Origin of the sequence: Streptomyces sp. NPDC051569 (assembly GCF_044454085.1) — a bacterium.
In the GTDB taxonomy this organism is placed as follows: Bacteria; Actinomycetota; Actinomycetes; order Streptomycetales; family Streptomycetaceae; genus Streptomyces.
On the sequence record NZ_JBITDJ010000012.1, the window covers coordinates 32,877 to 58,677 of the forward strand.

Below are 25,801 nucleotides of genomic sequence, written 5' to 3' on the forward strand. Positions count from 1 at the left end.
CACATGGCACCATGCCTGCCCGGTCAGCCGACCACGGTTGACCGGGTGAAGGTATGGCCTGTCTCTCCGGCCCCGGCGACGACGACGAACTCCGTTCCCCGGAAGGGGCCGTCGGTCGTCGCGCCGTACACCGGACGGGGCGGCAGGGCCAGGGCGGCCGGTGGAGCCGGGAGTGTGAACCAGATGCTCTTTCCCGTCTCGCCCCGGGGGCGTACGCCCCAGCTCTCGCTCACGGCCGCGATCAGCGCGAGTCCACGGCCGTGCGTGTCGAAGGGACGGGCGTCGGTGACCGTCGGAAGCCGTGGGTCGTGGTCACTGACCGAGACCGTGAGGCGGTCGAGCAGCAGCTCGACATCGACGGTGCACATCTTGTCCGGCTGAGCGTGCCGGTGGACGTTGGTCAACAGCTCGGTGACTCCGAGGGCCGTCTGGTCGATCAGGAGATCGAGATGCCAGTAGCGCAACTGCGCCGAGATGATTCTGCGGACCTGACCGATCCGCGACGGCAGGGCCTGGAGCTCCACCGTGCACTGCCTGCTGGGCTGGCTGATCACGGCTGCGACTCCCCGAATGAGGTCCGGAAGAAGACGAAGGAACGGATCCAGCAACTGGTCCGCTGCTGTGTCCTGCCCGGCGGGGCTGGATCGCAGCGTCACCGCCGGTTAACCCTGAGTGATATGAGATCAGAGTGAACCAGGGGACTCGACTCCGCAACTCGCGGCGCCCGGCGCGTGCGCCGTTCGTGCGCCGCTCGCACCCCGGCTCCCGCACCCCGGCTCCCGCGCTCCGCCCGGCTGCCGTGCCCGCGTCAGCTCGCGCTCCGCCGCGCCCGGCTCACCGTCTCCAGGAAGCGCCTGGCGAGCGCCGTCGCGTCGGGGCGGTGGCCGCGCTGGCCCATGGTCAGCCGGTAGCGCGTCCCGTTGACGGTGGCCACCGTGCTGCCGCGCCCCGCGAACCAGGGCTTCGCCGCCCGTACGGCCCGCAGCGGCGCGCTGTCGATGACCTTGCCGTAGCTGGTCAGCAGCGCCAGCCTGCCATCCTGGATCAGGACCTGGCCGGCCCTGGTGAGCGAGCGGGGCCACCGTTCTATCCGTACCCCGCGCGCACTGAACTCCGGCTCCGACATGTCCCCTCAGCCCCCTCCGTGCCCGTACCCCTGAAGAGCAGTCTTCCCCAGTATGCGGGCGGACACCGCAGCGCGTGGGAGCGGACGCCCAGAAGCCGTGCCTATGGAGACCCAAAGTCAACGTTTGCGCAGGTGGTGGCGGTAGCGTTGGTGGCGGGGGCGAGTGCGGACGAGCAGCGATGAGCGAGGAACGGCGCGCATGACGCAACAGCAGAGAACCGGAACGGACGAGGCGGCAGCGCGAGCGGGCGGCCAGGCCGTGGCGACCGTCGACGTGGACCGCACCGACCCCGAGTACCGTGCCTGGCTCAAGGAAGCCGTCCGCAAGGTCCAGGCGGACGCGAATCGCTCGGCGGACACCCATCTGCTGCGTTTCCCGCTCCCCGAGCAGTGGGGCATCGACCTGTATCTCAAGGACGAGTCGACCCACCCGACGGGCAGTCTCAAACACCGGCTGGCCCGTTCGCTCTTCCTCTACGGCCTGTGCAACGGCTGGATCCGCCCCGGCAAACCGGTGATCGAGGCGTCCAGCGGATCGACCGCCGTGTCGGAGGCGTACTTCGCGAAGCTGATCGGTGTGCCGTTCATCGCGGTCATGCCGCGCACCACCAGCGCCGAGAAATGCCGGCTCATCGAATTCCACGGCGGGCAGTGCCACTTCGTGGACGACTCGCGCAAGCTGTACGAGGAGTCGGCGGGGCTGGCCGCGAGGACAGGCGGCCACTACATGGACCAGTTCACCTACGCCGAGCGGGCCACCGACTGGCGGGGGAACAACAACATCGCGGAATCGATGTTCCAGCAGCTGAAGTTGGAGCGCTATCCGGAGCCCGCGTGGATCGTCGCCACGGCGGGTACGGGTGGCACCTCGGCGACCATCGCGCGCTACGTCCACTACATGCAGTTCGACACCCGGATCTGCGTCCCCGACCCGGAGAACTCCTGTTTCTTCGACGGCTGGACCCGCGACGACGCACGGGCGTGCAGCGAGCGCGGCTCACGGATCGAGGGCATCGGACGGCCCCGGATGGAACCGAGCTTCGTGCCCGGGGCGATCGACCGGATGATGAAGGTGCCCGACGCGGCGAGCATCGCCGCCGTACGGACCCTGGAACGCGTGATCGGACGCAAGGCGGGCGGCTCCACCGGCACCGGCCTGTGGAGCGCGCTGAAGATCGTGGCCGAGATGGTGGCGGAGGGCCGCACGGGCAGTGTCGTCACCCTGCTCTGCGACCCGGGTGACCGCTACCTCGACAAGTACTACGCGGACGCCTGGCTCGCCGAACAGGGCCTGGACATCACGCCGTACGAGGTCACGCTCGACCACTTCCTGGCGAACGGTGTCTGGCCCGGCTGACCGGGCTCCATGCGGGACCGGTCCTCCATGCCTGACCGGGCCCCTGCCCGACCGGAGCTCACGCTTGGCCGGAGCTCGCGCCTGACCGGGCCTCGCGCCTGACAGCACTCCGGTCGGCTCATGGCCTGCGGAGGTCCTGGCCGACCGCCTGGAGATCCCCGCCCCCGGCGAGCCGCGCCGACAGCCGTACGGCACCCTCCCTCGGCGCCCGTACCGCCAGCGTCGTCGCCGACACGTCCGCCCGGGCACCGCCGGTGACCGTGATCCGCGTGACGTCACGGCTGCCCGCCGCCAGCAGGAACCACGTCCCGGCCGGTGACTTCCAGCGGGTCCCGGCCAGGACGTGCTGGCCGAACCTGCTGCACGACGCGGTGTTCTCCGCCTCGCCCACCGGCGTCCCGGGGGCCGAGGGCGAGGCGGCCGGCTGCTGGAGCTGCACGAGGATCCTGCCGGGGCCGCGCCAGGTGTCGGCCCGCACGCAGACCCAGGTGGAGCGCCCGCCGTGCTCCGGGAGCCGCTGCTCGGCGAACGCCCAGTTGTTGACGGCCCGGACCCCGGCAGCCCGCAGCGTCCGCAGGGAACACGCGGTGCGCGCCCAGCTGCGCAGCGCGGGTCCGCCGGTCGCCTCACGCGGCTGGCGCGCGGGCGCCCCGGCGCCCGGCGGCGGGGTGTAGGTGAGGTGGACCGGTGCCAGGTCACCGAGGTCCGTGACGAGGAACGTGTGCCGTTCCACGATCTTCTCCGACGACCGCAGCTGGAGCGCCGGCCACGCCCCGCACTCCCCGCCGGGGACCGGAAGGGGGACGGGAGCGGTAACGCCGTCGTCCGAGACGGCGAGGCCCCGGGCGGGGGAATCGGGAGCCAGCAGATCCCGGGTGGCCGACTCGGCGATCCACGGGGCGAGCAGATAGCGGGCCCCGCCCGGGGCCCGGCTCACCACGACGGCGGCGGCCGTGGTCACATCGGCCTCGTCGGTGCGTGCGAGGTCCAGTACGGTCGTGCCGGTGCCGGTGCCGGTGCCGGTGCCGGTGCCGGTGGGTCGGCCCTTACCCGGCTGCGGATACGGCTGCGGCTCGGTGTAGCGGGCGATCCGCTGCCCGTCATGGAGCAGGACCACCACGGCCCCGTCGACCTCACCCGCGTACAGCAGTCGCGGGGGCGCCGTGGGCGGCGCCGTGCTGGTGCCGGGGGCGGCGGAGACGCGAACGGCGCCCTCGGGGCCGGCCCAGACGCGCAGCGCCCGCCTCAGCAGCGCGGTGTCGTGGGTACGGTCGCCCCGGGCCGGCCAGACCGAGAAGCCGATCCGGGAGGTATCGGCCCACTCGTCGGCCCGCCCGCGCTCCAGCAGCGCCGGGTCGAGGGTCCGCGCGAGCGCGGCCGCGGCGGCTCCGCCGGTGACGGAATCCGTTCCGGTGCCGGCCGCCGTGGCGGGTGGCCGGCTGGGACTGTGACCGGGGAGTGCCACCGCCAGTGCCGTTCCGGCCAGGGCGATCGCGACGGCCGCACCGGCGAGCCTGCCCCGCTGCCTTCGCCGCAGCAGATCGGTCGGCCGGGTCTGCACGGTGCAGGGGTCGAATTCGGCGGTGCCGAGCAGCGGGCCGGCCCGGCCGCCCCGGTCGGCGGCGAGCTCTCCCGCCGTACGCAGGGCGCCGGCCGGGTCGTCCACCCCGGCCTCTTCCAGCAGTCCGCGCACGGTGCCCTCCGGCAGAGCCTCCAGGACCAGGAGCGCGAGGGCGGCGCGCGCGGCCGCGGTGACGGACGACAGGGCCTGGTCCAGGGCGAGTTCCTCGGTGCCGCCGGCTCGGGGGAAGAGCCGTAGCCCGGCGACGAGGGGCAGAGCGGGCCGCAGCCGGACGGCCCGGGCGCGCCACCGGTGGGAGGGCTGCTCGAACGCGAGCGCGGCCCGCAGCACCCGCCCCCGTATCCACACGTAGGCGGACCCGGTCGCACCGCGCTGTCCCGGCGCCCGGGACGCCGCCGTATCGCCCTTACGGGGTCCCGGCAGGACGCGCTGGACGGTGGCATGAGCGGCGAGAACGCGGCGATGGCGGCCCAGCGCGGGCGGAAGCGTGAGGTAGGCGAGCCGTACCAACCGGGGATAGTGCTCGACGAGAGCGGCCTCGGCCTCGTCGATACCGGGACGCTCGCCTGCTATGGCCTGGTCGTTCGGGTGTCGGTGTGTCGGCATCGGGACGCCGCCCTTCCGCGTATGGCTGAGGTGCGCATGCGCTGACGCGCCCTGGCGAGGCGTCATTCGCCAGGTCAAACGAGCGAATCATGCGAAGGTCACATCGCGAGCTCGCTCGGTGCCGGGGGTGGACAGGCCCCGGAGTTCACGGACACGTCAGGAAAGCGGACCCGCCGGCAGCCGGGCAGGCCGCTCTCCGCTCTCCAGGTCGACACACGGACGTCCTGCTCCCGGTTCTCCGTCTCCCCACGATCTCGACCTTGCGGCGACTCTCACGCACTCCTCCGACAGCGGACCCTCCGGGACCCGCGACGCGGCTCACCGCGACTGCCCGGCGCAGCCCCGATCCCGCGCAGTGCTCCGGCCGCTCAGTTCCCCGCGCCTCCGGGCGCCCCCGCCGGGTACCGGGGAACGAACTCCCGTTCCGGCCCTGTGGATCAGACAGCGGTAGCCGGGCCGGTGGAACAGCCCTCAGGCGTGGGGCCCGCGCAGCAGCCGGTCGACGGCGCGGCCGAACGTCGCCTGTCCGGCCCGGGCGGTCAGCGGGTCGAGCAGGCGTGGCAGCCGGCCGACCCGCAGGTCCTCCTCCCAGCGCACCCGGGTGACGCCGTTCTCCTCGGTCACGTGGATCTCGGCCCAGCCCGTGACGGCGCGGCCGCGCTTCTCCAGGCGGCAGTAGCCGGACCGTCCCCGCTCCGGCGGCCGCCACAGCACGACCTCCATCGGGTCGTCGAACGCGGCGGGGCCGAGCCCGGTGCGGGCGACGAAGACCGTACCGACGCGGGTGCGCCCCGGGGTCAGGACGGAGATCGCCGTCAGCGGCACCTGGTCCGCGTGCGCGGGCCAGTCGGTGAGCCGCAGCCACGCCTCGTCGGCGGAGAGCGGCGGGGTGCGGTCGACGCGGAAGACGGTCACCCGGCGATCGTAAGCCGGGCGGTCCCGGGCGGCCCCCGGGCCGCCTCAGCCGGCCGGCGGTGCGGGCCGGTCCTCGGACTCGCCGGCCACCACCAGGCCCGGCAGGTGCTCGGCGATCTCCTCGCGGGTCCGCGCCGACAGGCCGGCGTCCGTCACCAGGGTGTCCACCTCGTCCAGCGTCGCGAAGGAACTGAGGCCGACCGTGCCCCACTTGGTGTGGTCGGCGACGACCACCACCCGGCGGGCCGACTCCACGAACCGCCGGTTGGTCTCCGCCTCCCCGAGATTCGGCGTGGACAGCCCGGCCTCCGCCGAGATGCCGTGCACGCCCAGGAAGAGCACATCGAAGTGGAGCGACCGGATCGCCTGGTCGGCGACCGGGCCGACCAGTGAGTCCGACGGGGTACGCACTCCGCCCGTCAGCACCACCATGGCCGCCCCGGGGCGCCGGCCGCCCGCACCTCCCGTCGCCCGCGCCGCGTGGAACACATCGGCGACCCGCACCGAATTGGTCACCACCGTCAGATCCGGCACGTCCACCAGATGCCGCGCCAGGGCGAACGTCGTGGTCCCGCCCGACAGGGCGATCGCGCTGCCCGGTACGGCCATGGCCGCCGCCGCCCGCGCGATGTCCTCCTTCGCCGTCAGCTCCAGCGCCGACTTCGCCTCGAACCCCGGTTCGTGCGTGCTCGCCTCGACCACCGGCACCGCACCGCCGTGCACCTTCTCGATGACACCCTGCCGCGCGAGCGCGTCCAGATCCCGGCGCACGGTCATGTCGGAGACGTTCAGCCTGCGCGTCAGTTCGTTGACCCGCGCCCCGCCGCGTCGCCGCACCTCGTCGAGGATCAGGGCCCGGCGCTGCTCCGCGAGGAGATTCTGGTTGTCGCTCACCACCGGCCGCCCTTCCGTGTCGTCGTGTGCCGCTGTATGCCGTCGTGCCGTGCCGCGTTGTGCCGTGCCGTCCGTGTACCCGTCGCCGGTCGCAGTCCGCCGGCCGTCGGGGGTGCCCCATCCTCCCACGGGGGTCCGACAGGCGGGGTGTCCCGGGGTTGACGGAGACGGCGGACGGGGAGATTCCGTAAGGGCAGCCCCCCACCGCGAGAGCGAGTCACCGAAGTGCTCCCTGACACACCGGATCCGCGAAGTGGCGGAGCCGCGCTCGAACTGCTGATCCACGGTGTCGGCGGGACCACCCCGCAGACGATGCTCGACGACGCGCGCACGGTCAGAATCACCGGCGACGAGACGGCCGCCGTGTACCGGCGTGCCGAGGACGTCGACGCCGAGCTCCATCCCGAGCGTTACCGCGACGGGCCCGTCCCCGAGGCGTACTGCTGGTCCAACCTCACCTCGGGCAACGGCTCACGCGCCCTCTGGCTGCTGCTGCTCCCCTTCATGGTGGTCAACCTCGCCCACTGGATGCGGCCGGCCACGAAGGGACTGGGCAGATCCCAGCGGTTGTACGGCGTGCTGGTGCGGCTGGTCGCGCTCACCCTCACCGTGCTGCTGACGGCCGCCGCCTGCGAGGTCGCGCTCGATCTGACGGCCTGGCAGTGCGCCGGCTCCGCACGGTGCGTGGCGGACCGGTCCTGGCTCGGTTTCCTCTCTCCGGAGCGGCACGGCTGGTGGTCCCAGCCCGGCCGCCGCCTCGCGCTCGCCTCGGTGGTGCCCACGGGGCTGGTGGGGCTGCTGTGGTACCTCTCCAACCGGACATGGAGCGCGTACGAGGCCCAGCGCCCGCCCGTCGACGACCACACCCGGGACGACCCGGCCGAACCGGGCCGCGCGGGCGGGACCCCGCCCGAGCCGGCACCCCCGGCGGCGGTCCGGAGCACGGTCCGCGCCGCCCTCGGCCGGCCCGGTTTCTGGTACGGCCGCCGCCTCGTCGCCCGCCTCCGCGCCGCCCACACCGCCGCCGGTTTCCTCACCGTCGCCGCCACGCTCACCACGGCCGCCGCCGACCACGACCGGGGCGCCCACTCCGTCATGACGCAGATCCCCGGCCTGCTGCTGCGGGCGGCGCTCACCGTCTGCGCGGCCGTCGTGCTCCGGGTGGTGTGCTCCAGGGGCCGCAGCGAACGCAAGCGTGACGGCACCCTCGACCAGGCGCTGATCACCTGGCTGCCCGCCGCCGCGCTCGCCCTGCTGGGCCTGGCCGTGGTGTTCGCCGCCTGGTCCCGCCCGGGCTGGGTCTCCACGGGCGCACTCGCCGGCGAGGTGAGTTTCCGGCTGCTCGCCCTGGCGCAGGTGACCCTCATCGTGGCGCTCACCGGCACCGCTCATCTCCTGCACCGCCGCGCCCCGCACCCGAGGACCGCGATGCGCGGCCTCGGCGGACCCGCCGTCGCGATGCTCGCCTGCGCCCTGGCCGGCGTGATGACGGGCGGCGTCGCCCAGCGGGTCGCCGACTGGCTCGACGGCGACGCCACCCCCGGCATGGGCGGCGGCGCCATCGCGGGGCCGCCGACGCTGCTGAGCTGGCAGGCCGCGGTCATCCCGGTGCTGCTCGTGCTGCTGCTGATCCCGCTCACCGTCCTCGCCGTACGGACCGTGCGCACCACCCGGGAGCTCGGTCCGGTCGTCGAGGCGGAGTACGGCGGGACCGCCGCCGACTCCGTCCGCACCCGCCAGATCGCGGGCGCCCGTGCCAGGGCCGCGCTCACCGACGCCGCTCCCCGGCTCGTCGGCATCCTCTCCGGCGCGGCCCTGCTGCTCGGCGCGGCCGCCGTCGCGGGGGCCTGGCTGAGCGGCGAGGTGCCGGGACAGGCTGCTGAAGGCACCGATTCCTTCGTCGAGTCCGTGGCCGACACCGCGCAGGCACTGGGCTCCTGGCTGATCGGTCTCGGCTTCATACTGTTCGTCACCTGGGGCCGCCGCGCCTACCGGGACGCCTCCGCCCGGCGCACCATCGGCATCCTCTGGGACGTCGGTACGTTCTGGCCGCGCGCCGCCCACCCCTTCGCGCCGCCCTGCTACGCCGAGCGCGCCGTTCCCGACCTCACCTGGCGGATCGCCACCTGGGTCCGCCGTACCGGCGGCCGGCTGGTCATCTCCGGTCACTCCCAGGGCAGCGTGCTGGCCGCGGCGGCCGTATGGCAGCTCCCGGCCGCCACCCGCCACCGGGTGGCGCTGCTGACGTACGGCTCACCGCTGGAGCGGCTGTACGGCCGCTGGTTCCCCGCCTACTTCGGTGCCGGGCCGCTGCGCGACCTGAACGGGGAAGTGCGCTGCTGGCGCAATCTGTGGCGGGCCACCGACCCGATCGGCGGCCCCGTCCGGATCCCCGCCGACGGCGACCGGCCGGAGGTCGACCGAGGGCCGCTCGGAGACCCGCTCGCCTACGGGCGTACGGCCTCGCACCCGCTGCCCGAACCGGTCCTCGGTCACTCCGGCTACCAGGCCGACCCGGCCTTCGCCGAGGAGCGCGCCGCCCTGCTCGACCGGTTGCCGCCGCCGCTGCCCCAGCAGCAGAACGGGCGGCCCCGCATCGGCCGCACCGCCGACAGCGACAGTGCCGCCGACAGCGACAGCGACAGCTCCCGGAGTCAGGGGAGTTCGGGAAGATCCTCCGGGTAGAGCAGGGTCAGGTCGTCCGTGCTGGTCTGCGACAGCTGGGCGACCCGGCCCGCGTGCCGCTCCACCATCGACTCGAACGTCTGGCGCGCGGTGCGGCCGTTGCCGAAGGCCGGCCCCTTGGGCAGGGCCGTGAAGTACTTCAGCAACGCCTCGCCCGTCCCGTCGCCCAGCCGGTACTCCTGCTCCTCGGACTGCTGCTCCACGATCCGCAGCAGCTCTTCGGGCACGTAGTCGCTGAAGGTGATGGTCCGGGAGAACCGCGAGGCCACACCGGGGTTGACGGTGAGGAAGCGCTCCATCTCGGCGGTGTACCCGGCGACGATGACGACCACCGCCTCCCGGTGGTCCTCCATCAGCTTCACCAGGGTGTCGATGGCTTCCTTGCCGAAGTCCCGGCCGGAGTCCTCGGGGGAGAGGGCGTACGCCTCGTCGATGAAGAGCACCCCGCCACGGGCCCGGTCGAACGCCTCCTGCGTGCGGATCGCGGTCGAGCCGATGTGCTCGCCGACCAGATCCACCCGGGAGACCTCGACGAGATGACCGTGCTCCAGCACGTTGAGCGAGTGCAGGATCTCCCCGTACAGCCGGGCCACCGTCGTCTTGCCGGTGCCGGGGGAGCCGGTGAAGACGAGATGGCGGCGGACCGACGCCGCCTTGAGCCCGGCCTCCTTGCGGCGGCGGCCGACCTCGATCATGTCGGTCAGTGCCCTGACCTCGCGCTTGACGCTGTCCAGCCCGACCAGGGAGTCCAGTTCCCCGAGGACGTCCTCCGCGTCGCGCGCGGGTGCGGTGGCCGGGGCGGGAGCTTTGGCCGCCGCCGGTGTCGCCGATACCGCTGACGGCTGCGGCGGGATCGCGCCCAGCACACTGTCGGTCTGTGTCGCCGTCAGCGTGGCCGGCGGCTCCGGCAGCGGCGGCATCAGGACGCCGCTCTCGTCACTGGTGCAGTCCTCGGCCGTCGGCCCGTCCTCCGCGAAGTCGTATCCGCCGCGCGCGCACCGCTCCGTACGGCAGCGCGTGAGCGTCGTACGGCAGCCGTCCATCACATGGAAACCGTAACCGCCGCTGCCCGTCACCCGGCAGTTGTGGAAGGAGCCGCGGCCCTCGGCCGAGACGTAGAAGCCGGCCTCGGCGGGCGAGGTGACCGTGCAGCGCTCGATGGTGGGATCGGCGCCCTTGGTGACGATCACGCCGGTCTGGACGGCGTCGATCGTGCAGGAGTTGAGCGTGCCGCCGCTGCCGTGGTCCCGGAACCAGGCGCCCGTGGAGGCCTCCCTGATCCGGCAGTCGTCGAGCTGCGCGGTCGCCCCGTCGCTCACCGACACAGCCGTGTTCCGCACCTGGGAGAGGTCGCTGTCGACGACATCCACACGGGAGCCCCGGTCGAGGACGAAGAGCGCGTCGGGCACGTCGTGGACCCGGCAGGAGTCGAGGACGGCGGTCGCGCCGTCGCTCACCCACACGGCCGGGTAGTCGCCCGTACTGTCGTGGATCTCGCACTGGTTGGCGTCGACGCGGGTGCCCGGGTCCCAGACGGAGAGTCCGTTGCGGCCGAAGCGGCGCACGGTCGAGCGCGTCAGTGTCAGCACCGAACGGGACCGCAGGTCGACGGCGTTCTCCGGGATGTCATGGATGTCGCAGTCGGAGAGGGTCAGCACCGCGTCGGTGTCGAGGGTGATGCCGTCGGCCGAGGTGCGGTGCACGGAGGAATCGGTGAGATGGGCCGAGGCGCGGGACGCGATCTGCACCCCCGTGCCCTTGATCTCGTACACCTCGCAGCCGATCGCCTCCAGGCCGCTGCCCTCACCGGTGACGGACAGGCCGGCGCCCGAGGCGTGGTGGACCCGGCAGCGCTCCAGGCGCGGGTGCGCGCCGCCGCGCACGGAGACACCGGACTGCCCGGCCGCGACGATCTCGCACTCCTCGAACACCCCGCCCGCTCCGTCGATGACACCGATACCGACGCCCGCGGGATTGTCCACGGTGCAGCGCCGGACGGTGGGGCGGGCCGATCCCCGCACCTCTATGCCCGCCGCGGAGCGTGTCACGATCCGCAGATCCGACAGCTCGGGGGCGCCCTCCTCGACGAGCAGTGCGGGCGCCGCCACGTCCTGCCCCTCCACATGGAGATCCTGGACCGTGGCGGAGGCGCGCACGGTCAGCGGCACACCCTCGCTGGGGGCGATACGGACCGAGCCCAGCGACCCTTCCGGGCCGCGCAGCGTGACGGCGCGCGTGACGACGAGATTCTCCCGGTAGGTACCGGGGGCGATGGTCAGTATGTCGCCTTCCCCCGCGGCCTCCAGGGCTGCGGCGAGAGAGGCGTACTCACCCGTGCGGCGCCGCCAACGCGATGTTCCGGTGTGTGTCACCTGGACCGTGCCCTGTGCCATGGCGCTGTTGTGCCCCCACCTCGTGCGTGTGCGCGTGCTGTGCCGTCCCGGGTGCCGGCCCCGGACCCCGGCCGCGCGAGCGGACCGGGCGGCACCACCGTAGCGCGCGCGGCGGCGCTGAGTTGACGTAAGAGCCGGTCTCAGCTGCCCGCACCGGTACGGCCCCAGTCGGGACCGGCCTCGGCCCAGGCCCGGTCGAGCCGTTCGTACCGCCGCTGGACGAGCCGCCGTACGGTCAGCCGCCGTACGCACTCCACGAAACCCGCGGCCAGGACGGCGGAACCGAATCCGGCCAGAACGGCGTGACCACGCGCGCCGGTGGCGTTCATCGGGCTCCGCACCTGCCGGCCCCGCTCGTCGGCCCAGAGGGCGAAGGTGTCACCCGGGCGGGGCCTGCGCAGCCGCGTGGTGGCCGCCCCGATGTGCGTACCGCCGTCCGGCGCACGCCACTTGGCGATCACCCGGCTGCTCGCGTCGTGCTCCGTGTCCGGCGCGGAGTCGTAGGACGTACGGTGCCGGTCCGCCGAGCGGCCGATCACCACGGCGGTCGTCCGATGGCGTTCCGCCTGCTGCAGACGCACCGTCCGCCGGAGTGACGCGTCGACCAGGGTCCCGCAGGTCCAGCCGGTGGCCGGCACGGCCACGGTGAGCAGCAGCAGGGCCGCCAGCGCCACCCACGCCTCCGCGCGATCGGTGGGCCGGCGCAGAGGGTTGCGCCGCCACCGCCAGAGCCCCACGACCGACCGCACAGTCCCGCGCCCCTTCCGCTCGCATCCGGTTCGAGAGTACGGCGCCGCGGGCCGCCGGGCAGGGGGAGCCGGCCGGTCGGCTCATTCGAGGACGGTCACCGGATCGCCCACCCGTACCGTGCCCGTTCCCTCCGGAACGAGGTTCTGTCCGAAGATCAGCTGACCGCCGAACCGGCGGTAGCGTCCGAGGGTGCGCAGCGGCTCCTTGCCGCGCTCCCCGGTGCGCTGGTCGGTGGTGGTGATGACACAGCGCCCGCAGGCCTTGGCGACCCGGAAGGTGACCTCGCCGACCGCGACGCGCCGCCAGTCGTCCTCCTCCCAGGGCGCCGCCCCGGCCACCACGAGATTGGGCCGGAACCGGTCCATCGGGAGGGGCCCCTCGTCCGGGTGATCCCCCTGCGCTATGAGGGAGTTGAGGGCATCGAGAGAGGCGAGTGTGGTGACGAGCAGCGGAAAGCCGTCCGCGAAGCTGACCGTTTCGCCGGGCCGTGCGTAGAAGGGGTCGATGGGACGGCGTATCGCCGGGTCGTCAAGATGGGCGAGCCGGACCTCCACCCCGAGGTATCCGCTGATCCAGTCGTGCACATCCCGTGTGCCATGACCGGCGAGCACCGACTCGATCTTGGTGCCGAAAATGTCCGCCACGACCGTCCCGCCCGTTCCCGGCACGCCACCGCTGCCGGGCACGCTCACGGTCAGCGGCTCGGTGCCGGGCGCGGACAGCCGGATCCCGCCGTCCGGCAGTGGCTCGGCGCGGGCCAGCGCGAGCCGCGGCTGCTGGCGCTGTGTGACCGCTTTCCCCGTCTCGTCGATCAGCGTCCAGCGGCGGTCGCCCTTGAGTCCCCACGGCTCCACGGCGGCGCTGTCCGGTGCGCTGCCGGCCATCGACTTGACCGGGTACACCCGCAGGGCGTGCAGAACAGCATGGACTGGCTTCGGCATGAAACCATCCTGTCAGCCGCCCCCGACCTCCCGCGCGTCAGTACCCCCGGCCCTGGTACGGCCGGTTGTACGGGTCGTCGTGCTGCGGGTACTGCGGGTACTGCGTCTGCTGCGGGGGCTGTGCGGGCGCCGGGCGGGGCGCCGCGGGGCGCATCGCCTCGTAGCCCGTGGAGGCGGGCACCGGGCGCTGCGGCTGCTGCTGCGGCCCGGCGGCCGGGTAACCGCGCGGTGGGGTCTGCTGGGGGATGTACGGCGCCGGCGCGTGCTGGAGCGGCATGGGCTGCTGCATCGGCTGCTGCTGGTAGCCGCCGTACGCGGGCGCGGGCTGGGAAGGAGCCGCCGGGAGGGCGGGCAGCGCGGAGGGCAGAGCCGGCAGGTAGCTGTTGCCCGTGTCGTAGGCGGAAGGCACTCGGATCGGAGCGATCTGAGGCGTGCCCCGCTCCGCGACCAGGGAGTCGTAGATCGGGGTGTCCGGGAACGACGGCGCGGTGTAGTAACCGCCGCCGTAGGTGGCGCGGGGGGAGGTCATGGAACATAAGTTAAGCCCACGATGTGCCGGTTGGGGAGCCCCAGTCTTGGGGTAATCCCTTTTATACTTGTTCTACCGATCTGACGTGCCAAAACATCGTTGAAGCTTCTGTTGCCGGCGGCACCTTTCCGTTGACGGGCCCCAGGCTGACGAGAGGTGGCGGACGGCCTGCGAAGAGCGACACCGGCGCGGCACCCGCCGGGGCGGAGGGCTTCGACCCCGAGCGCCTGGGTATCTCCACGACCATCAGGAGATCGTCGACGGGGCCTGTTGGCCGGCGGCGTCGCCGGCCAACGGTTTCGCGAGAAGGCCCCCCGCGTGGCCGCCTCCTCCGCCTCATCCGCCTCATCCCCAGCGCTGCCGGTGCTGCGCCCAGGGCCCCGACAGCGGACGGACGATGTACCCGCGCGAGCGGTCACTGGTCCTGACAGTCAACTACCGGACGCCACTGATATCCCGAGCCATTCGCAATGCGGCGCGGTACGGGAAGCTCGCGAAGGACGCCATATTCCACTCGGACGGGTAGCAACTACACGTTCAGCCGAGTACGGGGACCTCTCAAAAGGGCTCGAAAGGCCGTGATCGGACGGTCGGACCGGGATCTGTTTCGATTACTCCATTGCCGAATCGAGATGAACGGGCTGTGCACTACGAGGCCAATCCTGTGTACTCTGCTAATCCTTCTGGAGCGCCGACGTTGATGCGTGTAGATGGGCACATAAGTAATCAGACTGGGGACCTGTCGCGAAGGGGCCGATCTGGTCGCCGCCGACAGGGAGGGGGGAATCCATGCATGATCGCAGTTCTTTGGCCGAGAAGGTGACACGTCTGGGCTGGCTTGTCGGAGTCGTGGAGCCATGCCGTCAGGGACGGTTTAACTGGCGGCAGATCGAAAGCTCTCTGGGGTTCACGCTTCCGGAGGACTACAAGATTCTTGCGGAGCATTTCCCTCGAGGAGATTTTCAGAACTCGGTCCGCCTGGTGTGCCCGGGTGATCCCGCGATGCCCGCGACGGAATATCTTGGCCACTTCGCCTATGTGCTCGATGATATGCGAGGATTGCGGGCCGGTGGGCACGGAACTTTTCCGTATCCTATTTTCCCCGAGCCGGGCGGCGTGCTGCCTTGGGGGCGCGGTGTCGACAGCGGGTTCTTCTACTGGATCATGAAGGGGGGTGATGCGAATGAATGGTCACTGGCCTTTTCCGATGAAAGATGTGAAACCTGGCAGGAGATGCCCGGGCCGATCGTCGATTTTCTGCTCGGCCTTGTGACCGGCGACGAAAGGCGTTCGCCCTCGTTCGAGGCATTCGAAGAATTCGGGACGGTTTCCCCCGCAATGGAGGAGCATCCGCCACAGCTGTGGGAGTTGATGCGTGCGGCCGGGCCCATCGACGAGCCGGCCGAGGAGGCATTGCGCGAGGTGTGCGCGCTGTTCGGCCTTCCGCCCGGTCTGCCCACCGGGGCGATGGACTGGTGGGAAGTGGAGCGGAGGCTGGGGCGGGCCCTGCCGGCCGACTACAAGGCGTTCATCGACCTGTACGGCCCGGGTACGGTCGGTGATCTGCGGATCGCCGCTCCCGGCGGAGAAGGGCCCTTCGATCTGTTCGCGCTGCTCGACCGGGCCCGGATCCAGGTGAGCCAGCTTCCTGCGAACCCGCTGTTGCCGGTGGTCCACCCCGCGACCGGTGGTCTGCTCACCTGGGGAGAGACGGAGGGCGGGCGGATCTACGGCTGGCCGACAGCCGGGGCCGATCCGGCCACGTGGGGGACGTGTCACGTAGAGGCGCCGCCGCACATGGACATGTACACCAGCCTGCACGGCGTGTCGTTCACGGCCTTCCTGCTCGCGTACGCGACCGGTGACAGCCCGCTCCTCGCCGACGGCCCACGGACCGGCGAGGGCGCGTTCACGCCGGCAGGCTGAGGCGAGCCTGATGCCGGCAACCGCGTCGGTCCAGGGCGCGTGCGACTTTTCGGGGTGGATGACACCGCGGAATGGGGCTGAGCGGGGCCCCTGGTTGAACCCCTTCGTACCGCTCGACACCGGAAGGTCGTTCTCCCTCGCCACCCGCGTTTTCGCGTGGCGGGCGGGCCTCAACTCCTGACGGCCTCCGCGATCCGCAGGGCGGCCTGGGCGGGCGTGAGGTGCGTGGTGTCGATGACCTCGGCCTCGTCGTGCAACCACGCGCGGGCCGCCTCGGCGTAGGGCTCAAGGTAGGTGAGACGGAATGTGGAGGGGCCGAGATGAGCGTCCCCCGCGATGCGCCCGCGGAGGGTGTCCTGGTCGGCGTGGAGGACGAAGTGCCTCACCGGGATGGCATGTTGGGCGAGTCCCGAGCTGATCTCGCGCCAGTACCGCTCGACCAGGACAGTCATGGGCATCACCAGGGTGCCGCCGGTGTAGTCGAGTACGCGGCGGGCGGTCTCGACGACCAGCTGCCGCCACGGCGGCCAGTGCTGGAAGTTGTCCGTTCCCGGCAGCCCGGGCGTGATGTCCATGAGCGTCTCGCCGACCTTCTCTGCGTCGAACACCCGTGAATCCGGGAGGAGTGGCTGCACGAGTGCGCTGGTCGTCGTCTTGCCCACGCCGTGGGTGCCGTTGAGCCATACAATCATGGGCCCGACGCTAGCGCTGTGCGGGTCGCGGGAACGGGCACAGCGGAAATCTGGTACCGCTCCGGCGCTTCCCAGGGTGGTGTCGACCACCGAGAGGTGGCCCAGGCCCTGGGCGGCGATCCGCGGGAGCCGCTGCTCGGTGGCGCCCTGGTCGCGGGCCTCGAACAGGCGCTCCGCCCAGTGAGGGGACACCTGGGTGATGCGCCGGACCTGGGCGTCGTCGGTAGTGCCCGGCGCCGCGGTGAAGCCGAAGCGCGCCCGGGTGGAGACGACGATGCTGTCCGTGGGCGACGTTGAGGCAGGCGATGGCGATGCGAGACCCACGTGCCGTACTGGAAACCGAGGAAACAGAACAGTTCGGCGATCGCCAACCGCGAACGCCGGAACGACGGAGAGGAACGGGTCGTACGGCTTCGACGCCGTTGCTGAGAGGCCGGGTTCGCTGAGAGAGGCCGGGTGTGCTCAGAGAGGCCGGGACATGTACGTCGCTCCCGGGCCGTAGGTGGCCGGGAGCGTGATCTCGGAATGCCGGAGGAAGCCCTGTGCCGCCCAGAAACCGGCGGCGTCGCCCACGGCGACGAGCGACACCCTCTCGTACGCCTGCCGGCGCGCCTCGGTCATCAGATGGCCCAGCAGCCGACCACCCATCCCCAGCCGGCGGTAACCGCGTGCGACGACGAGGTCATGCAGGTGCAGGTTGGTGGAGATGAAGGACGTCGTGTCGGCGCGGGCCAGGTCCGGGAAACGGAACCGGGGGTAGGGCAGGGCGAGGGCGTAGCCGGCGATCTCCCTTCCGTCCGCGAGGACGAAGGAGGTGCTCCGGGCGAGCCGGCTCGCGAGTACCTCCGGCTCCTCCGACAGGCCGCTTCCCGCGTACGTCTCGGCCTCGAGCGCCACGATGCCGGGCCAGTCCTCCTCGGTGACGGGGCGCGGCACGACGGTCATCGGCTGCCCGCTTCGTCCAGCACCGCACCCTGCACGGCGCGGTGGGGTAGCGGAGGGAATCCGTTGAATCCGCTGGTCAGATAGCTGACCGAGTAGGCGCCGGTGGCCAGGATCCACACCGGGTCGCCGGACTTGACGGCGGCGGGCACCGGTACGGGATGCTCTGCCGCGTACGCGTCGTCACTGTCGCAGGTCGGACCGGCGATGACGGCGGGTACCGTCGGGCCGTCCGGATGCGTGGGGAAGACCAGCGGGTACTGCAACTTGTCCATCTCGTACAGCCCGTTGAATCTGCCGCAGCTGAGGTACAACCAGTGCTGGCGGTGCCCGTTGTGCTGCCGACGCTCGGTCAGGCGCACGACCCGGGCCCGGATCGCGCCGTGGTCGGCGACGAGGTGCCGGCCCGGTTCGAGAACGAAGCGAAGCGGGCGTGCGCTCGCGCGGCGGAGTTGCCGCATGCCGTCACGGATCTCCGCGACGATGCGGTCCATGCCGGGGCGGAGCGGATTCCCCTGCCGGTCGTGGTAGCCGAGGGCGGGAAGACCTCCGCCGAGATTGACGTGGTCGAGGTGGATGCCGCGCAGCCGCAGCGTGGTGATCGTCTCGGTCAGGACGGTGACGGCGGACCGCCACGCGCCCGGGTCCATCTGCTGCGATCCCACGTGCAGGGACAGCCCGCCCGGGGTGAGGCCGTACGCACGGGCCGTCTCCAGCACGGTGACCGCGTCCCGCACGCCGCACCCGTGCTTTCCGCTCAACGGCCAGAGGGCGCCCACCCCGGTGGTGACGAGCCGGCAGAACACCCGCGACCCGGGGGCGTGCGCCGCGATGGCCCGTACGTCCGGGACACTGTCGGTGGCGAAGTCGCGTACGCCCATGTGGTGGGCGGCCGCGATGTCCTGGTCCGACTTGACGGTGTTGCCGTAGTGGATCAGGTGGGCGGGCCGGCCCGTACGCAGCGCCTGTGCGATCTCGGGAGGGCTCGCGGCGTCGAATCCCGCACCACCGTGGGCCAGCACGGTCAGAACCTCGTCGACCGGGCACGCCTTCACGGCGAAGCGCACCTCCGTGCCCGGCAGTTCGCGGACCAGCCTCGCCAGGCCGTCGTCGATACCGGCGAGATCGAAGAGGATCTCGTCGTCGGTGGCTGTCGTCAGAGCGGCTCGTAGCTCAGTGCTTATCAGCATCGGCGTGGCGCCTCACCGTGGCAGCGGGGCCGGCCCCGCCGCCTTGGCCGCGGCCACCAGCGGTGCCCATGCGTCGATCAGCAGGGCGAAGTCCACCATGTCCTGTTCGGCCTCGGCCAGAAGCTGGTCGCGGCGCGCCCGGAGCTGTTCGGCGAAGACCGCGTAGCGGCCGCCCAGCGTCCGGTACGCCCGGTCGAGTTGATCGAGCCGCCGGATGTTCGGTGCCCGGTCGAGGTGGGTGCTCTCCCGGACGATGGCGGCGACGCGTTCGGAGCGGATCCGGTACCCGGGGCCGAGCAGGCGATGCCCCTCCTCCCGCATGCGCTGGTAGATCACATGGAGGTAGAGCATCGACAGGAAGAACTTCGCCAGCCGCAGATGGTAGGGATGGAACGCCGCGTCCGTTTTGCGTTCGGGCGTGTGCCGGTTGATGACGTGCCGGTTGTGCAGCACACCCGGGAGGCGGCTGTCCGGGACCAGGTGGATGAGGAAGTAGTCGCTGCCGATGGTCTCGGCCATGGGCGGCAACGGTATCTCCTCGTGTACCCGGTGGTAGCTGATGTTGCCCATGTCGACCCGCATCGGGTCGACGAGGCAGAGAACCGAGTGGTCCTGGACGAACGACTCGCCGGCGGCTCCGGTGAACGACTCCGCGACGAGCTCGCGCTTGTCCTCGTCCGAGGTGCCCTCGGCGGCCCAGAGACTGACGATGTCGTGGTAGGCCCGCGGGTTCAGCCGCTTGACCTCCTCGATGTCGACCGACATCTCGCCGATGTAGGAGGCGCCGGCGGTCACGACGGGCTTGTCCCGGTCAGTCGGATCGAGATCCACCTCGCTGACGTGCGCCGCGACCTCGTGGGCCGGCCTTCCCAGCGCGATCAGCTCGTGATGCACCGGGAACAGCGGGCCGTCGCTGTGCGTCTGGAATTCGATGTCCGAGTCGCGCCGGTGCACCGAGCCGCAGCCCAGCGCGGCCGCGATCAGGAAGGCACGATTGGTGCACGCGCCGTAGGAGACCCCCTTCGGCAGCATGAGATCCATGATCAGCTCCGGCCGCGGGTGCTCGGAGCGGGCTATCACCTCGGACAGGAAGCCGCGCTGCGTCTCCTCGTCGAGGTGCAGCACGGTGAGATCCGCCGTGGCGGGGAGTGCGTCGACGGCGGCGGCGTGCCGGCCGAAGGTGGCCGTGTCGGTGGAGTCAAGGATCAGGTACACGACCTCGACGTCGAATTGGCCGATGGCATAAGCCGCCTCCGCCGCCAGGGCGCCGATGGTGGCGACGCACTCGCGGTGGGTGGGCAGGGCCAGGCAGATCTTGCGTACGCCGGACGCGGTCATCGGTCCTCTTCCGCTCGTTGGCGTGACGGCGCCTCGCCCGGCAGCCGTACGCCTCGTTTTCCGGTTCGGGCGGTTCCGGCCCGCCGGGGTTCAGTGACCTCCGGGGCAGCGGACCGGGTTGGGCGCCTCGGCGGGCGCGTAGCCGTCACCGCCGGGGGGTGCGACATGCGGGGTGAGGACGCCGTCCGCCCGGTGCGGGCGTACGTGGTCTCCGGCCGGCCACCGACGTGTCCGCCCGCGGTTGCCCGCCGGCGCCGCTGCCTGGGCGTGCCCTTCCGGCGCCGGAACCGATGCGGTAGCCGTGGCACCGAGCAGCCCGGTGCCACGAAGGACGTTCCGGCGGGAGGCGTCACCTGGTGACAGTTCGCTGTCGGGCACCGCCGCGTCGAGGGCCTCCGGCAGGCCGGCCGCCGGCGCGTGGTGATCGGGAGGGGCACTGGGGCACCGAATGACTCCTCAGGGTGGGGTCAGGTCGCCATGCTACGGGTGCTGGATCTTCGAGAACATAGCGAACAACGCCTTATTCGTGAACGGCGTCGCACGCGAGTGCCGTGGCCTTTGCCAAGGTGTTCAACTACTCCCCAGGCCAGTTGAACAATGCCGCTCGTCGGCACCGCGCTCATGATTTCCGGTGAACCTGGGTCGACATTTACATCCGGAATGCCTTGTGCCGCAGGTAAATGTCGACCCACGGCCTTTTCAAGATCATTTGGTGCTGTGGGCGGGTGCCCGCGATGGAGAAGGCCGCGCCGCCCGTCGAGGTGTCGTACGACACCGTGGCGGGATCCGCTGGATGTGCCGGCCGCTGTCGGCGACCGGCACAAGGACGTCGCCGGTTGTATCCGGTCGCGGCGGTGCTCGCGCCGGCGGCCGGGGCGGTGGTCGCGGGGGCCGAAGGAGCGAGGAGGACGGTTGGTTGGCGCCGCCCTTCGAGCCGGACAGCCTGGTCGTCAACCCGCGCTCGCGCTCCGGTCGTCGGGGCGCCGCGGAGCCGCGCCGCCGCCGACACGCTGTTCGACGGACACGCCCGGCGCACGCTCGGAGCGCGACGCGCACGTTGTACGTTGGGAGCACCCTGACTCGCGAGGGGGCGAGCATGTCCATGCTTAAAGGAGCCAATCTTCCGGTGACGGCTCAGGCCGTCCGCGTCGAATTGGCATGGCGTTCCGGGCCGGGGGTGCCGGACGTCGACGCCTCGGCGCTCCTGCTCGTCTCCGGACGGGTGCGCTCGGACGCGGACTTCGTCTTCTACAACCAGCCGGAGCACGCCTCCGGAGCCGTACGCCACGACGGCACGAGGACCGAGACGGACGGCGTCACGGACACCCTGACCGTCGACCTCGGACGCGTCGAACCGGCCGTCGAGCGGATCATCCTGGCCGCCTCGGCCGACGGCGGCGGGTTCGGCCGGGTGCCGGGACTCCATGTGCGCGTGCTGGACGCGGCGTCGGGCGCCGAGATCGCGCGGTACGACAGCCAGGACGCGACCGCCGAGACGGCCTACGTCCTCGGCGAGCTGTACCGGCGCCAGGGAAGCTGGAAGTTCCGGGCGGTGGGCCAGGGGTACGACAGCGGGCTCGCCGGCCTGGCCACGGATTTCGGCATCTCGGTCGACGAACCGCCGCAGGGCGCGGCTCCCGCACCGGCCGCGCCCCCCACTCCGCCGCCCGCCCCCACCCCGCCACCCGCCCCCGCTCCCACGCCGGTACGGCTCAGCAAGGTCACCCTGACGAAGGACGCCCCCTCCGTCTCCCTGGCCAAGCAGGGCGGCACGTCCGGCGCGATGCGGGTGAACCTCAACTGGCAGGTCCGCAAGGAGCTGAAGGGCTGGGGCGCCAGACTGAGCCGGGCCGTCTCCTCCCCGGGCGCGCTCGATCTCGATCTGTGCGCCCTCTACGAACTCAGCGACGGCCGCAAAGGAGTGGTCCAGGCACTCGGCAATGCCTTCGGCGCCCTCAACCAGCCGCCGTACATCCTTCTCGACGGGGACGACCGCACCGGCGCCGCCTCCGCCGGCGAGAACCTCACCATCAACCTCGACCACAGGGACCGCCTGCGCCGCATCGTCATCTTTGTCACCATCTACGAAGGCGCGCGCAGTTTCGCGGATCTCGACGCGACGGTCACTCTCCAGCCGCAGCACGGCGCACCGATCGACTTCTCGCTCGGTGAATCCACGGGCCCCTCGACGGTCTGCTCACTCGCACTGATCACCAATACCGGTTCCGACCTCGTCGTTCAGCGCGAAGCGCGCTTTCTCGTACCCGAACGCGGAGTCAGTCCGCAGCGCACGATCGATCACGCCTATGGGTGGGGCATGAACTGGACGCCCGGCAGGAAGTGATCTACGCCTCCCCGGTCACGGCGCCGGATCCGGGCCGAGATCCCGGTCCGGCGCGGCCTTCGGGCGGGCGTACGTGCGGCCCTTCCAGGCCGCGCCGCGCCCCCGGTAGTGCTGGACCGCCGAGTCGACCGTCATCAGCAGATAGAGCAGCGCCGTGAACGGCAGCAGCGGCGCCAGCAGCGGCGACTGCCGGTAGTAGCGCAGCATCGGCAGATACGTCCCCGTCATGACCGCCCACGCCGCGAACCCCAGCCACCCGGCGGCCGTGTCCCCGCCGAACACCCCCGCGCACAGCGCGAGGGGCGGAGCCAGATAGATGACCACGAGCCCCACCACGGTGCCCGCGAGCACCAGCGGATTGTGCCGCAGCTGCGCGTAGGCGCTGCGCGACACCATCCGCCACAGATCGGCCAGCCGCGGATACGGCCGCACACTGTCCACCCGGTCCGCGAGACCCAGCCAGATCCTGCCCCCGGCACGCCGCACCGCGCGGGCCAGCGACACGTCGTCGATCACCGCCTGGCGGATCGACTCGGGCACCCGCGCGCGCTCGGCGGCCTCCGTACGCAGCAGTACGCAGCCCCCGGCGGCGGCGGCCGTGCGCGCGCCCGGACGGTTGATCCAGCGGAACGGATAGAGCTGGGCGAAGAAATACACGAAGGCGGGCACGACGAGCTTCTCCCACCCGCTCGCGACCCGGAGCCGGGCCATCTGCGAGACCAGGTCCAGATCGTTCGCCCGGGCCGCGGCGACCAGTCCCCGCAGGCTGTCCGGCTCGTGGGCGATGTCGGCGTCCGTCAGCAGCAGATACTCGGGGCGGCGGGCCCGGGCCAGCGCGATGCCGTGCCGCAGCGCCCACAGCTTCCCGGTCCAGCCGGGCTCCGGTTCGCCGGGCGAGGACACCGTCAGGGGCAGCCCGCCGTACCGCGCGGACAGGCTGCGGGCCAGCTCGCCCGTACCGTCCTGGCTGCCGTCGTCGACGAGGAAGATCTCCGCCTCACCGGGATAGACCTGCGCCAGCAGGGAGGGCAGGCTCTCGGGCAGCACCTCGGCCTCGTCCCGCGCGGGGACGACGAGGGCGACGGACGGCCACCGCACCGGGACACCGGGGGCCGCCCCGTACTTCTCCGGCTCGTCGGGTCTCCCGTACTCCTCGTGCGCGGGCAGACGCTGGTCCGTCCGCCAGAAGAAACCCTGCCCCAGCAACAGCCAGCCCCACGCGGCCAGCGAACCCACGGTGATCCAGGCAACGGCGCTCATTCGCCGCAGTCTGCCCCACATCAGCGGGGCCGCACGTACGGTCGACTATGGTGACCGGGTGAAGATCGCGCTCATGGACTCCGGTATCGGCCTGCTCGCGGCGGCAGCCGAGGTACGCCGGCTGAGGCCCGACGCCGATCTCGTCCTCTCCTCGGACCCGGACAGCATGCCCTGGGGCCCGCGCACTCCGCAGGACGTCACCGACCGCGCGCTCGCCGTCGCACGGGCCGCCGCCGACCACCGCCCCGACGCGCTGATCGTCGCCTGCAACACCGCGTCCGTGCACGCCCTGCCCGCGCTGCGCGCCGCGCTGGAGCCCGGACTGCCGGTCATCGGTACGGTCCCGGCGATCAAGCCCGCCGCGGCCGCCGGCGGGCCCGTGGCGATCTGGGCCACCCCGGCCACCACCGGCAGCCCCTACCAGCGCGGTCTGATCCGCGAGTTCGCGTCGGCCGCCGCGGTCACCGAGGTGCCGTGCCCCGGACTCGCGGACGCCGTGCAGCACGCCGACGAGGCCGCGATCGACCGCGCGGTGGCCGCGGCGGCCGCCCTCACCCCCCGTGACGTCCGGGCCGTCGTGCTGGGCTGCACCCACTACGAACTGGTCGCCGAACGCATCCGTACCGCCCTCATGGCCGTCGCCGCCGACCGCGCGCCCGGCCTGCCGCCGGTCGTCCTGCACGGCTCGGCCTGGGCGGTCGCTGCGCAGGCGCTGCGCCGTATCGGCGACCGTCCGGCGCCGCCCACCCCTGCCGCCCTGCCGGGCGGCGGCCGGCTCACCGTGCTGCTCAGCGGGCGCGAGTCGGCGCTGCCGACCACCGCGCTGGCCTACGCGGAGGGGCGCGAACTCGCCGCCATCACCCACGTGGGCTAGGTCCTGTCCCGCGAAGATCCGCCGGACGGGGCCTGACCGGCGACCGGATCATCCGACGAGCCTTTCCAGGGTGGCGTCCGACCGCCACGGGGATACCCGCGTGGCGGATACCGGTTAGTCTGCTGGATATGAGGGAGCACCCACGGTACGAAGGGCACGCCGCCGAGCCGCTGCCCGAGACCTGGTCGGGCAGCGCCACCAACCGCGTGCAGTGGCTGCTCGCGGCCTCGGGCCTCGCCTCCATCGCGCTCGGTGTCGAGCTGGCCACGGACTCCAGCTGGACATCCGGAACGCCCGCTCTGCTGATGTCGGTCATCGGCTGTGTGGCGGTAGGTCTGCTCATACTCTTCGGCACGCTCGCCTATGTGCGCGTGGCGGTACGGGTCGAGCCCGACTGCCTCGTCGTGCGCTGCGGCCACATGGGCCTGCCCCGCCGCCGTATCCCGCTCTCCCACGTCGTCGACGCCGACGTGGCACCCCGGGTCTGTCCACGCCAATGGGGCGGCTGGGGTTACCGCTGGCGCCCCGAGAAGGGCACGGCGGTGGTCGTGCGCCGGGGTGAGGGCGTGGTCCTCCGGCTGGGCGACGGCAGGATCTTCACTGTGACGGTGGACGACGCCGAGACAGCCGTGCGCGTGATCCGCAACCGCCTTCAGCCGCTCCCGCAGCCCGACCCGGCCGGCACCTGACCGCCGGGCGCTCCCGCAGGCGATCCCACTCGGCATCCGAATCGAACCGGCGAGCTCGAACGGGACACCTCCCTCAGGGCTTGCCACCGGCCTGCCGATCACCGGCCCCGCGGTAGCTCACCATCATCACGATGAGGCCGGTCAGCAGCAGCACGCTGCCCGTCAGCGTCCCCCACTGGCGTGTGTCGGGGTCGCTGAGCGCCAGCAGGAAGACCATCTGCCAGCACAGGGCGAAGGCAACCAACAACTGGCCCCAGCCGTAGAGGCGCGGGCGGCGCACCGGTCGCCGGTTCGCGGGGATCACCCAGCCACGGGAAACCGCCGCTACACCGGACGCGGCGATGAGCGACGCCAGCAGAACAACAGGTACGGCGATGTAGAGCTTCATACGTCCTTCCCCGCGCGTCGGACCCGCGCCGAACGCCTGCGCGATCATGACATGCTCGCGCAGGCGCGTCCACGCGCTCCCCCCGCACCCGCCGGATCGCCGGATCGCCGGACAGATTCTCACCCTGTATGATCATGGTGTCACTTCGGTTCGGCAAACGAAGTCACGCGTCTGTGGTCCAAGGAAAGACGTCCGTCTGCCGACGGGAAATGCAGGTGCAAGGCCTGCCGGGCGCTCAACACGGAATGGGGCCTTCCTCACATGAGGAAGGCCCCATTCCGCGTTGCTTTCCGCTCGGCAACGCCATGATGTGACCGCGCGCCACACGCTTGACATCACCGGCGCACCGACGAAACCCCCTGACCTGCACCGACGGCCAC

At 71.9% G+C, this 25,801-nt stretch carries 21 protein-coding genes; 6 read left to right on the forward strand and 15 right to left on the reverse strand.

Annotated elements, in window-relative coordinates; genetic code table 11:
* Positions 1 to 23: 23 nt before the first annotated feature.
* Together ACIBAE_RS18520 and ACIBAE_RS18525 are read right to left on the reverse strand one after the other, a co-directional pair.
* Positions 24 to 554 carry an ATP-binding protein gene (locus ACIBAE_RS18520; protein ID WP_399286241.1) on the reverse strand — a complete coding sequence of 177 codons (531 nt, stop codon included), beginning with the start codon at positions 552 to 554 and terminating at the stop codon, positions 24 to 26.
* 254 nt (positions 555 to 808) lie between these two features.
* Positions 809 to 1,126, reverse strand: coding sequence for a hypothetical protein (locus tag ACIBAE_RS18525; protein WP_399286244.1), 318 nt, complete (start codon positions 1,124 to 1,126; stop codon positions 809 to 811).
* A gap of 199 nt (positions 1,127 to 1,325) precedes the next feature.
* On the opposite strand from ACIBAE_RS18525, the gene ACIBAE_RS18530 reads away from it, so the two are divergent.
* Positions 1,326 to 2,483 carry a PLP-dependent cysteine synthase family protein gene (locus ACIBAE_RS18530; protein ID WP_399286247.1) on the forward strand — a complete coding sequence of 386 codons (1,158 nt, stop codon included), beginning with the start codon at positions 1,326 to 1,328 and terminating at the stop codon, positions 2,481 to 2,483.
* Between the two features lie 118 nt (positions 2,484 to 2,601).
* On the opposite strand, the gene ACIBAE_RS18535 is transcribed toward ACIBAE_RS18530, so the two are convergent.
* The 3 genes from ACIBAE_RS18535 to ACIBAE_RS18545 all read right to left on the reverse strand — a co-directional run bounded on the left by ACIBAE_RS18535 (position 2,602) and on the right by ACIBAE_RS18545 (position 6,480).
* Positions 2,602 to 4,671 (reverse strand): hypothetical protein, encoded by a 2,070-nt coding sequence (locus ACIBAE_RS18535; protein WP_399286250.1) that lies wholly within the window; start codon positions 4,669 to 4,671, stop codon positions 2,602 to 2,604.
* A gap of 471 nt (positions 4,672 to 5,142) precedes the next feature.
* Positions 5,143 to 5,586: an SRPBCC family protein gene (locus ACIBAE_RS18540; RefSeq protein WP_399286253.1), complete on the reverse strand. Its 444-nt coding sequence runs from the start codon at positions 5,584 to 5,586 to the stop codon at positions 5,143 to 5,145.
* Between the two features lie 45 nt (positions 5,587 to 5,631).
* Positions 5,632 to 6,480 (reverse strand): DeoR/GlpR family DNA-binding transcription regulator, encoded by an 849-nt coding sequence (locus ACIBAE_RS18545; protein ID WP_399286255.1) that lies wholly within the window; start codon positions 6,478 to 6,480, stop codon positions 5,632 to 5,634.
* Positions 6,481 to 6,705: 225 nt separating this feature from the next.
* Between ACIBAE_RS18545 and ACIBAE_RS18550 the strand changes: the two genes are divergently transcribed.
* A complete protein-coding gene (locus ACIBAE_RS18550) occupies positions 6,706 to 9,165 on the forward strand; it encodes a hypothetical protein (RefSeq protein WP_399286258.1) in 2,460 nt (819 codons plus the stop codon).
* Here ACIBAE_RS18550 and ACIBAE_RS18555 read toward each other — a convergent pair.
* From ACIBAE_RS18555 to ACIBAE_RS18570, 4 genes are all read right to left on the reverse strand, one after another.
* Positions 9,135 to 11,558, reverse strand: a complete 2,424-nt coding sequence (locus tag ACIBAE_RS18555; protein WP_399286261.1) for a right-handed parallel beta-helix repeat-containing protein — start codon at positions 11,556 to 11,558, stop codon at positions 9,135 to 9,137. The two genes, ACIBAE_RS18550 and ACIBAE_RS18555, sit on opposite strands and share 31 nt — an antisense overlap.
* 140 nt (positions 11,559 to 11,698) lie before the next feature.
* Complete coding sequence (locus ACIBAE_RS18560) at positions 11,699 to 12,307, reverse strand: hypothetical protein (RefSeq protein WP_399286263.1); 609 nt, start codon at positions 12,305 to 12,307, stop codon at positions 11,699 to 11,701.
* An 81-nt stretch (positions 12,308 to 12,388) separates the two neighbouring features.
* Positions 12,389 to 13,249: an MOSC domain-containing protein gene (locus tag ACIBAE_RS18565; protein WP_399286267.1), complete on the reverse strand. Its 861-nt coding sequence runs from the start codon at positions 13,247 to 13,249 to the stop codon at positions 12,389 to 12,391.
* 37 nt (positions 13,250 to 13,286) lie between these two features.
* Positions 13,287 to 13,778: a DUF6643 family protein gene (locus ACIBAE_RS18570; RefSeq protein WP_399286270.1), complete on the reverse strand. Its 492-nt coding sequence runs from the start codon at positions 13,776 to 13,778 to the stop codon at positions 13,287 to 13,289.
* Positions 13,779 to 14,567: 789 nt separating this feature from the next.
* On the opposite strand from ACIBAE_RS18570, the gene ACIBAE_RS18575 reads away from it, so the two are divergent.
* The gene (locus ACIBAE_RS18575) at positions 14,568 to 15,704 is read left to right on the forward strand and encodes an SMI1/KNR4 family protein (protein WP_399286272.1); all 1,137 of its coding nucleotides are present in this window, start codon (positions 14,568 to 14,570) and stop codon (positions 15,702 to 15,704) included.
* A gap of 170 nt (positions 15,705 to 15,874) precedes the next feature.
* Here ACIBAE_RS18575 and ACIBAE_RS18580 read toward each other — a convergent pair whose 3' ends face one another.
* The 4 genes from ACIBAE_RS18580 to ACIBAE_RS18595 form a co-directional block, all read right to left on the reverse strand.
* Positions 15,875 to 16,396, reverse strand: a complete 522-nt coding sequence (locus tag ACIBAE_RS18580) for an AAA family ATPase (RefSeq protein ID WP_399286539.1) — start codon at positions 16,394 to 16,396, stop codon at positions 15,875 to 15,877.
* Between the two features lie 462 nt (positions 16,397 to 16,858).
* The gene (locus ACIBAE_RS18585) at positions 16,859 to 17,341 is read right to left on the reverse strand and encodes a GNAT family N-acetyltransferase (protein WP_399286275.1); all 483 of its coding nucleotides are present in this window, start codon (positions 17,339 to 17,341) and stop codon (positions 16,859 to 16,861) included.
* Complete coding sequence (locus tag ACIBAE_RS18590) at positions 17,338 to 18,528, reverse strand: type III PLP-dependent enzyme (protein WP_399286277.1); 1,191 nt, start codon at positions 18,526 to 18,528, stop codon at positions 17,338 to 17,340. Before ACIBAE_RS18590 ends, ACIBAE_RS18585 begins: the two co-directional genes overlap by 4 nt.
* Before the next feature lie 12 nt (positions 18,529 to 18,540).
* On the reverse strand, positions 18,541 to 19,866 hold the full coding sequence (locus ACIBAE_RS18595) for a DUF6271 family protein (RefSeq protein WP_399286280.1): 1,326 nt from the start codon (positions 19,864 to 19,866) through the stop codon (positions 18,541 to 18,543).
* Between the two features lie 1,096 nt (positions 19,867 to 20,962).
* Here ACIBAE_RS18595 and ACIBAE_RS18600 point away from each other — a divergent pair.
* The gene (locus tag ACIBAE_RS18600) at positions 20,963 to 22,210 is read left to right on the forward strand and encodes a TerD family protein (RefSeq protein ID WP_399286283.1); all 1,248 of its coding nucleotides are present in this window, start codon (positions 20,963 to 20,965) and stop codon (positions 22,208 to 22,210) included.
* A 15-nt stretch (positions 22,211 to 22,225) separates the two neighbouring features.
* On the opposite strand, the gene ACIBAE_RS18605 is transcribed toward ACIBAE_RS18600, so the two are convergent.
* On the reverse strand, positions 22,226 to 23,470 hold the full coding sequence (locus ACIBAE_RS18605) for a glycosyltransferase (RefSeq protein ID WP_399286286.1): 1,245 nt from the start codon (positions 23,468 to 23,470) through the stop codon (positions 22,226 to 22,228).
* Positions 23,471 to 23,528: 58 nt separating this feature from the next.
* Here ACIBAE_RS18605 and ACIBAE_RS18610 point away from each other — a divergent pair, with 58 nt between their 5' ends.
* Positions 23,529 to 24,344: a glutamate racemase gene (locus ACIBAE_RS18610; RefSeq protein WP_399286288.1), complete on the forward strand. Its 816-nt coding sequence runs from the start codon at positions 23,529 to 23,531 to the stop codon at positions 24,342 to 24,344.
* A gap of 128 nt (positions 24,345 to 24,472) precedes the next feature.
* Positions 24,473 to 25,033 (forward strand): hypothetical protein, encoded by a 561-nt coding sequence (locus tag ACIBAE_RS18615; RefSeq protein ID WP_399286291.1) that lies wholly within the window; start codon positions 24,473 to 24,475, stop codon positions 25,031 to 25,033.
* Positions 25,034 to 25,106: 73 nt separating this feature from the next.
* Here ACIBAE_RS18615 and ACIBAE_RS18620 read toward each other — a convergent pair whose 3' ends face one another.
* Entirely contained in the window at positions 25,107 to 25,421 is a 315-nt protein-coding gene (locus ACIBAE_RS18620) for a hypothetical protein (protein WP_399286294.1), read from the reverse strand.
* Between the last annotated feature and the right edge of the window lie 380 nt (positions 25,422 to 25,801).

What these genes read in the sequence shown, in the direction of transcription:
- ACIBAE_RS18525 (WP_399286244.1), bottom strand. Translation starts at nt 1,126, where the DNA reads ATGTCGGAGCCGGAGTTCAGTGCGCGCGGGGTACGGATAGAACGGTGG.
- ACIBAE_RS18530 (WP_399286247.1), top strand. Translation starts at nt 1,326, where the DNA reads ATGACGCAACAGCAGAGAACCGGAACGGACGAGGCGGCAGCGCGAGCG.
- ACIBAE_RS18535 (WP_399286250.1), bottom strand. Translation starts at nt 4,671, where the DNA reads ATGCCGACACACCGACACCCGAACGACCAGGCCATAGCAGGCGAGCGT.
- ACIBAE_RS18555 (WP_399286261.1), bottom strand. Translation starts at nt 11,558, where the DNA reads ATGGCACAGGGCACGGTCCAGGTGACACACACCGGAACATCGCGTTGG.
- ACIBAE_RS18565 (WP_399286267.1), bottom strand. Translation starts at nt 13,249, where the DNA reads ATGCCGAAGCCAGTCCATGCTGTTCTGCACGCCCTGCGGGTGTACCCG.
- ACIBAE_RS18570 (WP_399286270.1), bottom strand. Translation starts at nt 13,778, where the DNA reads ATGACCTCCCCCCGCGCCACCTACGGCGGCGGTTACTACACCGCGCCG.
- ACIBAE_RS18575 (WP_399286272.1), top strand. Translation starts at nt 14,568, where the DNA reads ATGCATGATCGCAGTTCTTTGGCCGAGAAGGTGACACGTCTGGGCTGG.
- ACIBAE_RS18580 (WP_399286539.1), bottom strand. Translation starts at nt 16,396, where the DNA reads ATGATTGTATGGCTCAACGGCACCCACGGCGTGGGCAAGACGACGACC.
- ACIBAE_RS18585 (WP_399286275.1), bottom strand. Translation starts at nt 17,341, where the DNA reads ATGACCGTCGTGCCGCGCCCCGTCACCGAGGAGGACTGGCCCGGCATC.
- ACIBAE_RS18590 (WP_399286277.1), bottom strand. Translation starts at nt 18,528, where the DNA reads ATGCTGATAAGCACTGAGCTACGAGCCGCTCTGACGACAGCCACCGAC.
- ACIBAE_RS18595 (WP_399286280.1), bottom strand. Translation starts at nt 19,866, where the DNA reads ATGACCGCGTCCGGCGTACGCAAGATCTGCCTGGCCCTGCCCACCCAC.
- ACIBAE_RS18600 (WP_399286283.1), top strand. Translation starts at nt 20,963, where the DNA reads ATGTCCATGCTTAAAGGAGCCAATCTTCCGGTGACGGCTCAGGCCGTC.
- ACIBAE_RS18605 (WP_399286286.1), bottom strand. Translation starts at nt 23,470, where the DNA reads ATGAGCGCCGTTGCCTGGATCACCGTGGGTTCGCTGGCCGCGTGGGGC.
- ACIBAE_RS18615 (WP_399286291.1), top strand. Translation starts at nt 24,473, where the DNA reads ATGAGGGAGCACCCACGGTACGAAGGGCACGCCGCCGAGCCGCTGCCC.
- ACIBAE_RS18620 (WP_399286294.1), bottom strand. Translation starts at nt 25,421, where the DNA reads ATGAAGCTCTACATCGCCGTACCTGTTGTTCTGCTGGCGTCGCTCATC.